We start from the raw sequence: 12,531 nt of genomic DNA on the forward strand, positions 1-12,531 counted from the left end.
TCACAATCCTGGACTCTACCAACTGAGCTACATCCACCACAGGGTACTGCATTCTACAACAACTTCGGCTACTGGTGCGCCCGACAGGAATCGAACCTGTAACCCCCGGCTTAGAAGGCCGGTGCTCTATCCGGTTGAGCTACGGGCACTCACATATCGGGCTTTGTCTGGTCGGGGCGGCGGGATTCGAACTCGCGACCCCCTGATCCCAAATCAGGTGCGCTACCAGGCTGCGCTACGCCCCGACGACAGAGAACGCAAATATACGGATTGGACTTGAAGCTGTCAACACTGTGTTGCAATTTTTTTTGCAGGGCGGCTGGCTGGTCTGGGCCGGTTGCGCTAGCCGGCTGTCACGGGCTGGCTAGTAACTACATGATATATAGATGCTTATTTTGTGAATTTTGCTTTACGTGAAATTATTCCTAATGTATTTTTGTGGTTTCGTAAAAACCCAAAAAATGAGAAAATTGCCGCCTCTTTTCAAGTTCCATACGGAATCAGGCATGGCAGCGCAACTCATTGATGGTAAGGCAGTAGCAGAACAACTCATCGCCAAGGTTGGCGAAGGAGTGCAGGCCCGTGTGGCGGCAGGCAAGCGGGTACCGGCTCTGGCGGTGATCCTGGTGGGCAGCGATCCTGCTTCCAGCGTGTATGTAGGCAGCAAGAAGCGCTCCTGCGAAAAAGCCGGCATCCGCTCGGTGGCTTATGATCTGCCGGCTGAAACCAGCCAGCAGGAGCTGCTGGACATTATCGATACCCTGAATGCCGATGCCACGGTGGATGGTATTCTGGTGCAGCTGCCGCTGCCCAAGCAGATCGACCCGCAAGCGGTGATCGAGCGTATCGATCCGAAAAAGGATGTGGACGGCTTCCACCCCTATAATATGGGCCGTCTGGCCATCAAGATGCCGCTGCTGCGTCCTTGCACGCCGCGTGGCGTGATGACGCTGCTGGAAGAATATGGCATCGACCCCAAGGGCAAGAAGGCCGTTATCGTCGGCGCATCCAATATCGTGGGCCGCCCGCAGGCACTGGAGATGCTGATGGCTCGCGCCACGGTGACGGTATGCCACAGCGCTACCCAGGATCTGGCGCGCGAAGTGGGCGAGGCGGACATCGTGGTGGCTGCCGTGGGCATGCCCGGCTTTATCAAGGGTGAATGGATCAAGCCGGGTGCGGTGGTGATCGATGTGGGCATCAATCGTCTGGATACCGGCAAGCTGGTGGGCGATGTGGAGTTCGCCGCTGCGGCCGAACGCGCCAGCTTCATCACCCCGGTGCCGGGTGGTGTGGGCCCGATGACCGTGGCAACGCTGTTGCAGAATACGCTGGATTCGGCCAATCTGAACGCCTGATCCCGATTACCGGCAAGCAGCGCCACAGGCGGCAGGGGCAGTTTCCCTGCGGCGTGTGGCGTTTGTCATTTTGCAGGTGGCGCGGACCAACCGTATTTGCAAGTGGCGGCCAGTTGGCCGCCGTTGATTATGTAAAGAAAAGAGACTGGATAATGAGCAATACCCGACAATCGGCCACGCTGCTGATCAGCGCACCGGACAAGAAGGGCCTGGTAGCGGCCCTGGCCAATTTCTTGATGACTTATAACGCCAACATCATGCATGCCGACCAGCATCAGGACACCAGTGAAAACCTGTTCCTGATGCGCATCCAGTGGGAGCTGGATGGCTTTACCCTGCCGATGGAGGATTTTGCCGCAGCGTTTCAGCCGATTGCAGCCGAGCACAACATGACCTGGAAGGTGTCGCTGTCCAGCCGCAAGCCGCGCATGGCCATTTTTGTGTCCAAGTACGAGCACTGCCTGGTGGATCTCTTGCACCGCTGGCGTATTGGCGAGCTGAATTGCGACATCCCGCTGGTGATTGCCAATCATGAAGACTGCCGCCGCCTGGTGGAATTCAACGGCATTCCCTTCCACGTGGTCCCGGTAACGCGTGACAACAAGGCCGAGGCCGAGGCCGAGCAGTTCCGCCTGCTGGAAGAGGCGGGTGTCGATTTCATCGTGCTGGCGCGCTATATGCAGGTGTTGTCCGGTGAGTTCGTCAAACGCTATCCGGACCGGGTGATCAACATCCACCACAGCTTTTTGCCGGCATTCGATGGCGCCAAGCCTTATCACCGCGCCTTTGCCCGTGGCGTGAAGCTGATTGGTGCCACCAGTCACTATGTCACCGAGGATCTGGACGAAGGTCCGATCATCGAGCAGGAAGTCACGCGCATCTCGCACCGCGACGATGTGGAAGACCTGATCCAGAAAGGCCGCGATCTGGAAAAAGTGGTGTTGTCACGCGCCGTACGCTGGCATGTGGATGACCGTATCCTGTCCTACTCCAACAAAACCGTCGTTTTCGACTGAGCCGGCATCATGCATCGTCTGATTGATGATTTCATCAGCCTGCTGCGCTTCCGTGTCGGCCCGCTGGAGCAATACCAGTATCCGCGCTGGTTGCCGGCACTGCTGCTGACCGTGCTGGGCCTGGTGGCCAGCGGCGGCACCGCTGAGCTGGGCAATGATATTGCCGGGCGCATGGGTTTCATGCTGCTGTTCACCTGGCTGGAAACGCTGCTGTTCACCCAGTTCATGACCATCTGGCTGCGACTGGCCAAATGGCAGCCGACGGCTCCGCTGTTCGGGCTGATCGTGCTGTGCAACAGCCTGCAGTTTTTCGAGCCGCTCACCAGCTGGCTGCCGGACGATGCTGCGCTGGGGGCTGATCTGGCGCTGTCACTGCTCACCATTGCCTTGCTGGTCAACAGCCTGGCGGTGGTGTCCGGGGTCGGGCGGATACGGGTGCTACTGGGCGTGATGCTGTTTGCACCGGTGGCCATGCTGACACTGGCCATGAGTTTGCAGCTGTCTGCGTCGCTGGGTTGGGTGAGCATTCCGCAAGACATGCTCAGCTCGGTGAGCGAGGCGACTGCGCCAGCGGCCGATGCACCGGCCGAGGGCGGCAAGAGCGATCTGTAAACCCCGGCATTGCCGGATGCGTATCGACAACAAGGGCAGCCCGCGGGCTGCCCTTGTCGCGTGGCAAGGTTAGTCGGCCAGCGGCGGGAAACACTGGCGATACAAGCCGTGCCGGGCGGCTTGTTCGTGGTTATATGCCACCTGGAAGGCGACTTCATCCTGATATGGCGGGGCAATGATCTGCATGCCGGTGGGCACGCCGTTTGCCGCCAGTCCGGTGGGGACGGATAGTGCCGGGTAGCGGCTGAGCAGATTGAACGGCGGGGTGGCCGCCCAGCCCAGATAGCTGTCCAGCGCCACCCCGTCCACCAGAATGCTGTTTTGCACTGTGGGGTCCAGATCGGCCTCCAGCTCGGTGGTGAAACTGGTCGGGCAGAGGAAGGCCTGATAGCCCTGGCTCCATACCTTTTGCTGCATGTCCTGATGCAGCCGGCCGGCCAGTTCCGCTGCGCGGGAGACCGAGGCCGGCTTGCCACGGAAGTCGCGCCACAGCTGCTGTATATAGCTGCTTAGTTGCGGATAGGCAGCCTCTGGCAGTTCCTGCAGGTATTCGCTGAAAAACAGCCCGAAGATGCCCTCCAGCAAGACCTGCGAAATTTCCAGCATGTCCCAGCAGATGTCTACCTGCTCCACCACCGCACCGCGCCGGCGCAAGCCTGCCACGGCCTGCTCCAGATTGTGCCGTACCTGCGGACACACCGCCGGGCTGCCCAGCGTGGGATGCCAGGCGATTTTCCAGCCGCTGAGGTCGGCATACTGGCTGGGCAAGGGCTGGTAGGGCAGGGTGGCATAGCTGTCCGGGTGCGGGCCGGCCAGAATGTTCTGCATCAGTACCAGATCATCGAAGTGGCGTGCTAGCGGTCCTTCTGCGGCGAAGGCAAACAGCTCTTCGCCAGCGGCGCTGGGCAGCCGGCCAAACGGCGGCTTGTAGCCATACAGTCCCTGGAAGGCAGCAGGCAGGCGGGTGGAGCCGGCCATATCGCTGCCGGTGGCCAGCGGGGCCAGGCCCGCGGCCAGCACGGCAGCGCTGCCACCGCTGGAGCCGGAGCAGGTGTAACGCGGATTCCACGGATTGCGTGTTACTCCCCAGCGCCGGCTCCAGGTCTGGCCCAGGCAGCAGAATTCCGGATTGGTGGTCTGCAGATGCAGAATCGCCCCTGCCTGTAGCAGCTTGTCGATGATGGGGTGGTTGTGGTCGGGGATGTAGTCCTCGATGGCCAGCGAACCCACGGTGTTTTGCCAGCCGGCGACATCGGTTTCTTCTTTTACCGCCACCGGTATGCCCTCCAGCGGCCGTGCCGTGCCCAGGCGGTAACGCTCGGCTGCCAGCTCGGCCTGGCGCATGGCGCTGTCGTGCAGGATGCGGGTGGTGGCGTTAATGGTGTGCTGTTGCCGCGCAGCCCGTTCCAGCAGGGCCTGCATCAGGGTGACCGGCGACAGGCTGCCGTTGCGGAACTGGCGCAGGGCATCGCTGGCCGACAGGTAGTAGAGATCTTGTTTCATGCAGATGACTTTCGGTGTTAGAAGCTGTAGACAGCCTGGGCACTCAGCACATCGTTGTGCTTGCCGGTGCCGCCGCTGTTGTTATCAAAGGTGGCCTGGCTGGCGATGTCGTGGCGGTATTCCAGCTTCAGCTGCAGTTGCTCGCTGGGATAGAACAGCAAGGCGGCGGTAATGTCCTGCCGTTTTGCGCCACTACAGCCGGCCACACCATTGGCAGCGACACAGGCCGGGTCGCTGCCAAAGCCATTGGCACCATCATTGCCGCTACTGCCCAGCGCCAGATTGGGGGTGCCGCCGCCGTTTTTGCTGTTGTCCAGGTAGTCGTAGCGCAGTGTCCAGCCCATCTTGCCCAGCCAGGCAGAATCAAAGCGGTGATGCCGCAGCAAGGACAGGCCCCACCACTGGGCACGGCCGCCATTGAGCGCGCTGCCGCCGGCGCTGCCGTAATCGAGCTGGGCATTGATGGTGTCGTACAGGCTGTTGTTGCTGATATCCAGCTCGCTGTAGAACACCGGCTGGAAGGCAGCGGCATTGCCGCTGTAATTGGCGGCGGTGGCGCGACCGATCAGTCCTGACCAGCCGATGTCGATGTTATTGGTGTACTGGTAATCCATGCGCCAGCTGAAGGAGGGCGTGTTGTTGCGGCGCTGTCCGACCTGGGCGACCTCGGTGCGGCCGGCCTCATTGCCCAGCATACCCTTCCATAGCCACTGGCCGGATGTCCACTGCGCCCCGCCGCCGACAAAGAAGGCCGGTTCGCTGAAGTCATATAGCAGGTTGTGGCTGATGGTCAGCGTTTGCGGACTGGTGGCGTATTCATAGCCGGCAAAGGAGGGAATCTGCCCGGCAAATACCTGCCAGTGCTGGTCGAGCGGAATCACCAGCTGGGCGCTGTTGATGATGCTGTCGTTGGCGCTGCTGGCATTCCACGAGGTGGTGACGCCGCTACCGCGATTGGGCTGGATGGTGATTTCGGCATAGGGGGCCATCGGGCCGCTGCCAAAACCTTTCTTGATATCCAGATAGACATCACCCAGGTTGGCAGTGTCATAGGCGTAATGCGCGTCGTGGTTGACGAAGCTGAAGCCGCTGCGGTGTTGCTGGCGATTGAAGACGTAGAGCGGGTCCAGATAGCCGCTGATCGACAGATTGGCCAGTGGGCCGTTTTCTGCGGCATCGCTCAGCTTGTCCAGTTTCATGGCCATCTTGTTCAGAAGCTGCTGTGTGTCGGCAGCAGCATCCTCGGCCTGTGCGGCAGGACTGGCTGACGCGCTCTGTTGTAGCTGCTGCTGCAGTTGCTGCAATTGCTGCTGCATGTGGGTGATGCTGGCTTTCAGCGTGTCCAGTTCATCTGCCTGTGCCAGTAAGGGCAGGCTGCTCAGCAGGCTGGCTCCCAGCCAGCAGGTGGTGATGGTGCGCATGGTAGGGTCCTCGGGGTTCTGCTTAACGGCCGGTCTTGAAGTTGGCCCACAGCCGATTGAGCTGGCGCATCAGCTCCGGTGGCAGGCCTTGTACGGCAGTCAGCCGCTGCAGAGTGGCGTTGTCCGGATTGACCGCCGGGTCGTCACGAATCTCGGCCTTGACCAGGGCATTGGCCGGCTTGTTGGCGCTCAGGTAAAACGTGCTGTTGCTGATGTCGGCGTGGACTTCCGGCTTTTCGATGTAGTTGAGCCATTTGTAGGCGGCGTTCAGATTGGGTGCGTCCTTGGGAATGGCCATGACATCGAACCAGATCACCGAGCCTTCTTTGGGGATGATGTAGTCGATCTGGAAGGATTTCTTGCTGCTGCGGGCTTGCAGCCTGGCTTGCTGTACATCGCCGGACCAGCCGACGGCGATACACAGGTCGCCCAGTGCCAGATCACTGACATAGCTGTTGCTGTTGAACTGGGTAATGTAGGGACGAATGCCCTTGAGTAGCTCGAAGGCCTCTTGCAGGTCTTTGCTGCTGGCCTTGTTGATGTCCTTGTGCAGGTAGCGCAGGGCGATGGCGGCGATGTCGGCCGGCGAGTCGAGCATGCCCACGCCGCAGTTTTGCAGCCGCGACAGATATTGCGGATTCAGCAGTACTGCCCAGCTGTCCAGCGGTGCGCCCGTGCCCAGCAGCTGGCGTGCCTTGCTGTTGATGGCCAGGCCGGTCGTGCCCCAGGTCCAGGGAATGGCATACTGGTTGCCCGGGTCGACGTTTTCCAGCTTCTGCATCAGCTGCGGGTCGAGGTTTTTCCAGTTGGGCAGGCGGCTCTTGTCCAGCTTCTGATACAGCCCGGCCTGCAACTGGTTGCGCAGGAAGCCGGAGGATGGCACGACCACATCATAAGCAGAATGCCCCACCAGCATTTTGGCTTGCAGGGTTTCCTCGCTGTCGAAAGGGTCGTAGCGTACCTTGATGCCGGTTTCCCGTTCAAAACCGCTGACGGTGTTTTTACCGGCATAATCCGCCCAGTTAAAGAAGTTGAGTGTTTCGCTTGCCGAGGCACTGCCGGCACCCAGGGTGCAAGTGGCGATGACTAGTGCGCGTGACAGGATGGCGTGTGACATGTTGGCTCCGTGACAGCTTGATGACAGACTTACTGTCGCAGAGCAGGCGGGGAGCTGGCTGTCCCTGCTTGGGGGGACAAGAACAACAACAGCAAGAGGGGAGGCAGCATTGAGCGCAGTGATGCACATACCGCTGGAGACCGCGGCGGAGCTGGTGGCCAGTCTGGGCGGGGCAGATTTTCCACACAAGCTATGGCAATGGCTGCATGCGCAGATCCCCCTGTGTCATCTGAGCGCGGCCCGCTTCAACCAGCCGGCGGCGGATGCGCTGGTGCAGTCGGTGGACTGGCTGTTTTCCCGCAGCGCGGATGGGGTGCAGGACAGTGAGCCGGCCTTGCTGAGCTATCTGGAAAAGCACTGGCGGCAGGATCCGCTGCTGTCCCACATCACCCCCTTGCAGGACCCGCAGCTGGTGTTGATCCGGCATGAGGACATCGCAGCCCAGGATTATGTCGATGATGTGTTTCGCCGACACCAGATCAGCGCCGAGTGCAATCTGCTGGGGCGGGCGGCTGATGGCGTGTATGCCCTGGCGCTGTACCGGCAGCGTGATCAGCCGCCGTTTGCGCTGGAGGAGCTGGCCTTGTTGCGGCGACTGGTGGCCTTGCTATTGCCCTTGCTGGTGCAGCATGCGCGCCTGACGGTGTCGCTGCGCCGCTCTCAGCTGCCATCCTTGCCCCATCTGTTTGACAAGCGGCTGGCCACCACCGGGATTCGCCTGTCGCCACGCGAGCAGGCGATGTGTCATTGCCTGCTGCAAGGCATGTCGGCGCAGAGCGCTGCGGCTCAGCTGGGGGTCAAGGAGTCCAGCGGCAAGACTTATATCGATCGCGCTTTTCTCAAGCTGGGAGTCAAAAGCAAGGCCCAGCTGTATGGCTGGTGTCTGGCCTGTGTGTAAGCTTAGGGTTCTTCGGCGGCCGGGCTGGCCAATAGCGTGTCCAGCGCCTGCATGAGGGCCTGTGCCTGCAGCGGGCTGTGCAGCTGGCCGTGGTAATGGCCATCCACAAACAGCAATAAAGTGGGCAGGTAGAAGATGTCGTACTGGTGCGCCAGCGCCATGCATTGCTGCACATCGACATAGGCCAGTTGTTGCAGCGCAGCCGGCTGCCACTGGCTCAATGCCTGCCGCCAGCTGCGACAGGCGGCGCAGCCTGGCTGGCCGAACAGCACCAGCGTGTTGCCGGGCAAGGCTGGCAGGCGGTGATGAAAGTCGAATTCGTCCAGCGTCAGCCAGGCGGGGGTGCTGGCTGACATGATCGTGTTCAGTCTACCTTGGCGATGTAGCGCGCCAGCCCGAGGATGGCACGCAGGGCCTGGCCCTTGGCGGTTTCCTCGCCGCGCAGCCGTGCATAGCGCCGCAGGATGGCACGGCCTTCGACAAACAGGTCGACATCGGTATCTGGAGAAGATACCAGGGCAATGCGTTCGATTTCCCCTTGCGGCTTGGGTTGGCCCTGGGCGATGCACAGGTAAACCTTGTGGGCGTTATGCGGGGTGATGTGGTCAAACAGGTAGAGCATGGAGTTGATGCGCAGGCCGGTTTCTTCGCGGATTTCGCGAATCAGGGCCTGGGAGCGCAGCTCGCCGCGGCTGGCTTTGCCACCTGGCAGATTGTAGCGACCGCCGCGTGCCGCCGTGACCAGAACGCCATCCGGCAGCTCGATGATGGCGGTAGCGCGTCTTGCCAGATCAGCCGGCAGCCGTTGATCCGGTTTTTTGTCGTCCAAAGTTCTCATTCGTCTCTATTAACAGATACGGGCCGCAAAATGGCGGCCCTTTTCTGTAATCTATTCTAATTGAAGGAACTGGCAGGAACAAACAGTCAATGCTTCTTTATGTCAGATGGCAGTTAAATAAGCGTTAATCATACCAAAGTTGCTTTATTTGTTAATTTATTTTTGTAATAGTTTAAATCAAAAAAATTTCATCAGCAGGCCGCCAATCCCCAGCGCCAGGCAGTACAGGCCGAATGGGCGCAGCGATTCGATTTCGGTTTTCTTGAAATAGCGCATCAGAAACCAGGTGCTGGCATAGGCGCACAGGCCGGCGAGCGCGCCACAGGCCAGCAGCAGACCCCAGGGCTGGGCATGGCCTGCATGGGCCAGTTTGGGGATTTCCAGCACGCCGGCAGCCGCGATGATGGGGGTTGCCAGCAAAAAGGAAAAGCGCGCAGCCGAGGCATGATCCAGCCCATGCGCCAGACCGCTGAGCAGGGTGACCCCCGAGCGGGAAATGCCCGGCAGCAGTGCCAGCGCCTGGCCGCTGCCGATCTTGATGGCCCCCAGTATCGTCAATTGGTCCAGGTCCTTGTGCGGTTGGCGCTTGCCCAGTCGCTCACCCCATAGCAGCAACAGGCCGTTCAGTGTCAGGAAAACCAGCACGGCGGTGGCGCTGCTGAACAGCACGCGCAGCTGCTTTTCCAGCAGCAGGCCGATCAGGCCGGCCGGTATGGTACCGGCGATCAGGCGCCACATCAGCCGTGCCTCGGCATTGTCTGCCCGGCCGCGTGCACGCAGAAAGCCACCGATCAGTTGCTGCCAGTCGCGGTGGAAGTACAGCAGCAGGGCAATGGCCGTCCCCAGGTGCAGCATGACCATGAAGGGCAGAAAGTCCGGATTGCTGCGGTTGAGCGACCAGTGCAGCCAGTCCGGAATCAGGATGCCATGTCCCAGGCTGCTGATGGGGAACAGTTCGCTGACGCCTTGGATGACGGCAAACAGAAGGGCTTCAATCGGATTCATGGTGTGGGCCGGTGGCGGATAAGAAATAAAAGCAGCGTTTTAGCACGGCATGATGGCAATTTGATGACATGTCATCGTTTTGTGCTCATGGCCAGCATTGTGCAATCCAGTCCGGGGTGATGCCGCCGGTCAGCACCGGGCTGCGGTAGGCGGGTGACAGGCGGGCTGCCAGGGCATAAAGATGGCGGCTGGTGGCGGGTTGCCAGCTACCTGCAAAGCCGGGCAGGCCGGCTTCGCGGCGCACATAATCGAAGCGGACGCGTGAGTTGACGAACTCCTGGTGCTGCAGCCTGCCTTCGGCATAGGGGCGCAGCCAGTCCAGTGCTTGCTGCAGGCTGCCACCCTGGCGGCCTTTGCGCTCCAGCCACTGTTCGCCGGCCTGGCGGGCGGCAATGGCCGCGCGTACCAGTGGTTCCAGATCATAGGTGACGTAGTGCAGGGCGTCTCTTTCCTGGAAGTCCCAGGTTTCGCCCTGGGCATCGATATTGTTGGCGATATGTTGCAAATACAGTTCGCTGGCGGTTTTCAGCATGGCCTCATCCTGCAGGGCCACGGCGCTGAGGGTGATCAGCTTGATGCGGTGGCTGTTCCAGTTATTGATGAAGGTGCCGCTGAGCGGTGTCTTGGCCTGGCGGATGCGCTGGATATAGCCCTTGGCCATATTGCGCAGGAAAGTGGCGGTTTGCTGCCGGGTGGTGGCGGGCAGGCTGCGCGCGGTAATGGCGTAGCTGTCGATCAGCGCGTCGAGGTCGGTTTCGTCGATGGGGTTGAACGAGACCTGGTAGCTTTCCGTCCAGGCATCCAGGTAGCGGGCCAGGGCGGTCAGCCAGCGCGGGTCGGCACTGGCCTGCCAGGCGAGGGCAAAGTCGCGCATGTGTTCCCAGTCACGCTTGGCCTTGACGCTCTGGTCGAAGATGCCCTGATGCGGCAGGCTGCCTTCGGTGTGAATGTGGGCAAGCGGTGCCGGCGGGATATCCAGCTGGCGGCTGGCCCGCTGTTGCAGCGAAATGGCAGCGGGGAGTCCGGGCTGGGGGCTGCACCAGTTGCCCATGTCACGGCCCGGGGTGCTGGCGCTCCAGCCCAGGCCCAGCAATAGCATGAACAGCAACCTGACTGGCAGGTGCGGTAGCGTGGTCAACATGGCGCAGAGGTCCGGCACGCCAACAAGAGCAGGTAGGTCAGCGCGGTGGGGTAAAGGAAATGAAGCAGTCGATCTGTTGAGTCTACTTCAAATCAAACCCGTTTGCTGTCTAAGCGTTCACTTGACAATGCCGCAGTGGCGAGCGCCTAGCGTTGATCGTCTGCCTCGTCCTGTTCCAGCTCGGCTTCCATCTGGGCACGGATGGTGGCAAAAAACTGGTGGATTTCCTGCACGGCCGGCGAAATGGCGGCCAGCCATTGTTCGCGCTGGCTGCGGTCTGTGCTGTCGATATAAGGACGCATTTCCGGGTCGGGGTGGCGTTCGAAAGCCAGTGCCATGATGGCCGTCAGGGCGCCGGCATGTTCGGCATCGTCAAACAGCAGGTTCCAGTCGTCCTGTTGCAGCTGCATGCCCTCGACAAAGCCTTCGGCCCAGTCATTGCCATGCACCACGCCTTGCGCGTCGGCATCCAGCCAGGGCTGGAACTCGGCAGCCTGTTGCAGGGTGTGGGCGATGTCCAGCCAGTGGCCCATCAGCAGCGCCACGAATTTTTCCAGATCCTTTTCGCTGCGGAAGGCCTGTTCGTCATCAAAGGCCTCGCCCAGAATCAAGGGCAGGCATTCGGTGGGCTTGATGGCTTCCGGGCCGCACAGCAGGGCGGTGAAGAAGCCATCCAGTTTTTCCAGGTTCATGCACTGCAGGCGCTGGAAGCGTTGCAGGGTAGCGGACAGGCGCTGGTAATCGTTATCCGTCAGCGGTGCGTGTTTCATCGGCGGCATCTTTCAGTGGCAATGGCGCATTATCGCCGATAGGCCATGCGGCTGACCAATCTCAATTCTTTGCGGCTCATTCCTTCCAGCGCATGGGCGGCAAGGCGGCGAAGGCTTCGCGCAAGGCCTGGCCCCAGCCGGTGTGCAATTGCTGGAAGTAGGGGTCCTGCTCGGTGATGCGCTGGTGGATGCCGGGGCCGAAGTCGTCCTTGTCGTACACCAGCATGTCGATGGGCAGGCCGACCGACAGATTGCTCTTCATGGTGGAGTCAAAGCTGATCAAGGCGCACTTGGCGGCGTCTTCCACCGGGGTGTGGTAGTTGACCACGCGGTCGATGATGGGCTTGCCGTATTTGGCTTCGCCGATCTGGAAGTAGGGCGTGTCCTGGGTGGCTTCGATGAAATTGCCCTGCGGGTAGATATTGAACAGGCGCGGAGCCTCGCCGCGAATCTGTCCGCCCAAGAGGAAGGAACAGCCCACTTCGATCTTGGACTGGCTCAGCGCCGGGCCGTCGCGCTCGGCGATTTCACGCAGGGTGTCGCCCACCAGGCAGGCGGCATCGTACATGGAGGGGACGTTGAGGATGTTCTGCTCGTCCCGCCCGGCACTGGCGCGCTGGCGCAGCAGGCTGACCACGCTCTGGGTGGTGGCCAGGTTGCCGGCGGACAGCAGCACCAGCAGCCGCTCGTCCGGCTGCTGGAAAAACTGCATTTTGCGAAAGGTGGACACATGGTCCACCCCGGCGTTGGTGCGGGAGTCCGAGGCAAACAGCATGCCGGATGCCAGATTCATGGCGACGCAGTAAGTCATGATGCGGCTACTTGTGTGGTGGAGTTAAACGCAATCTAGCT

The 12,531-nt window shown here is 60.8% G+C and carries 13 protein-coding genes and 2 tRNA genes; 4 read left to right on the forward strand and 11 right to left on the reverse strand.

What is annotated here, in order from left to right; all coding sequences use genetic code 11:
* Window positions 1-72: 72 nt before the first annotated feature.
* Together EAY64_RS03545 and EAY64_RS03550 are read right to left on the reverse strand one after the other, a co-directional pair.
* Window positions 73-149 (reverse strand) — tRNA-Arg (locus EAY64_RS03545).
* A 19-nt stretch (window positions 150-168) separates the two neighbouring features.
* Window positions 169-245: transfer RNA gene (locus EAY64_RS03550), tRNA-Pro, on the reverse strand.
* Between the two features lie 261 nt (window positions 246-506).
* Here EAY64_RS03550 and folD point away from each other — a divergent pair.
* From folD to EAY64_RS03565, 3 genes are all read left to right on the forward strand, one after another.
* Window positions 507-1,358 (forward strand): bifunctional methylenetetrahydrofolate dehydrogenase/methenyltetrahydrofolate cyclohydrolase FolD, encoded by an 852-nt coding sequence (gene folD / locus EAY64_RS03555; RefSeq protein ID WP_103523419.1) that lies wholly within the window; start codon window positions 507-509, stop codon window positions 1,356-1,358.
* 152 nt (window positions 1,359-1,510) lie between these two features.
* Window positions 1,511-2,374: a formyltetrahydrofolate deformylase gene (purU, locus tag EAY64_RS03560; protein ID WP_103523420.1), complete on the forward strand. Its 864-nt coding sequence runs from the start codon at window positions 1,511-1,513 to the stop codon at window positions 2,372-2,374.
* Between the two features lie 9 nt (window positions 2,375-2,383).
* Window positions 2,384-2,986, forward strand: coding sequence for a hypothetical protein (locus EAY64_RS03565; protein ID WP_103523421.1), 603 nt, complete (start codon window positions 2,384-2,386; stop codon window positions 2,984-2,986).
* A 69-nt stretch (window positions 2,987-3,055) separates the two neighbouring features.
* Here EAY64_RS03565 and EAY64_RS03570 read toward each other — a convergent pair whose 3' ends face one another.
* The 3 genes from EAY64_RS03570 to EAY64_RS03580 are packed head-to-tail and all read right to left on the reverse strand — an operon-like array spanning window position 3,056 to window position 7,027.
* Window positions 3,056-4,489: an amidase gene (locus EAY64_RS03570; protein WP_103523422.1), complete on the reverse strand. Its 1,434-nt coding sequence runs from the start codon at window positions 4,487-4,489 to the stop codon at window positions 3,056-3,058.
* A 17-nt stretch (window positions 4,490-4,506) separates the two neighbouring features.
* Complete coding sequence (locus EAY64_RS03575; RefSeq protein ID WP_103523423.1) at window positions 4,507-5,910, reverse strand: DUF3138 family protein; 1,404 nt, start codon at window positions 5,908-5,910, stop codon at window positions 4,507-4,509.
* Between the two features lie 22 nt (window positions 5,911-5,932).
* Window positions 5,933-7,027 carry a polyamine ABC transporter substrate-binding protein gene (locus EAY64_RS03580; protein ID WP_103523424.1) on the reverse strand — a complete coding sequence of 365 codons (1,095 nt, stop codon included), beginning with the start codon at window positions 7,025-7,027 and terminating at the stop codon, window positions 5,933-5,935.
* Between the two features lie 121 nt (window positions 7,028-7,148).
* Between EAY64_RS03580 and EAY64_RS03585 the strand changes: the two genes are divergently transcribed.
* Window positions 7,149-7,925: a helix-turn-helix transcriptional regulator gene (locus EAY64_RS03585; RefSeq protein ID WP_103523425.1), complete on the forward strand. Its 777-nt coding sequence runs from the start codon at window positions 7,149-7,151 to the stop codon at window positions 7,923-7,925.
* A gap of 2 nt (window positions 7,926-7,927) precedes the next feature.
* Here EAY64_RS03585 and EAY64_RS03590 read toward each other — a convergent pair whose 3' ends face one another.
* The 6 genes from EAY64_RS03590 to EAY64_RS03615 all read right to left on the reverse strand — a co-directional run bounded on the left by EAY64_RS03590 (window position 7,928) and on the right by EAY64_RS03615 (window position 12,490).
* Entirely contained in the window at window positions 7,928-8,281 is a 354-nt protein-coding gene (locus tag EAY64_RS03590) for a thioredoxin family protein (RefSeq protein WP_103523426.1), read from the reverse strand.
* 8 nt (window positions 8,282-8,289) lie between these two features.
* The gene (locus EAY64_RS03595; RefSeq protein WP_059284509.1) at window positions 8,290-8,763 is read right to left on the reverse strand and encodes an NUDIX hydrolase; all 474 of its coding nucleotides are present in this window, start codon (window positions 8,761-8,763) and stop codon (window positions 8,290-8,292) included.
* Window positions 8,764-8,940: 177 nt separating this feature from the next.
* Window positions 8,941-9,768 (reverse strand): undecaprenyl-diphosphate phosphatase, encoded by an 828-nt coding sequence (locus tag EAY64_RS03600; protein ID WP_103523427.1) that lies wholly within the window; start codon window positions 9,766-9,768, stop codon window positions 8,941-8,943.
* Between the two features lie 85 nt (window positions 9,769-9,853).
* Complete coding sequence (locus EAY64_RS03605; protein ID WP_103523428.1) at window positions 9,854-10,909, reverse strand: alginate lyase family protein; 1,056 nt, start codon at window positions 10,907-10,909, stop codon at window positions 9,854-9,856.
* Between the two features lie 146 nt (window positions 10,910-11,055).
* Entirely contained in the window at window positions 11,056-11,679 is a 624-nt protein-coding gene (locus EAY64_RS03610; protein WP_103523429.1) for a YecA/YgfB family protein, read from the reverse strand.
* 76 nt (window positions 11,680-11,755) lie between these two features.
* Entirely contained in the window at window positions 11,756-12,490 is a 735-nt protein-coding gene (locus tag EAY64_RS03615; RefSeq protein ID WP_103523430.1) for a proteasome-type protease, read from the reverse strand.
* Window positions 12,491-12,531: the final 41 nt, after the last annotated feature.

It is taken from the genome of Aquitalea palustris (assembly GCF_003693445.1).
GTDB classification, from domain to species: Bacteria; Pseudomonadota; Gammaproteobacteria; order Burkholderiales; family Chromobacteriaceae; genus Aquitalea; species Aquitalea palustris.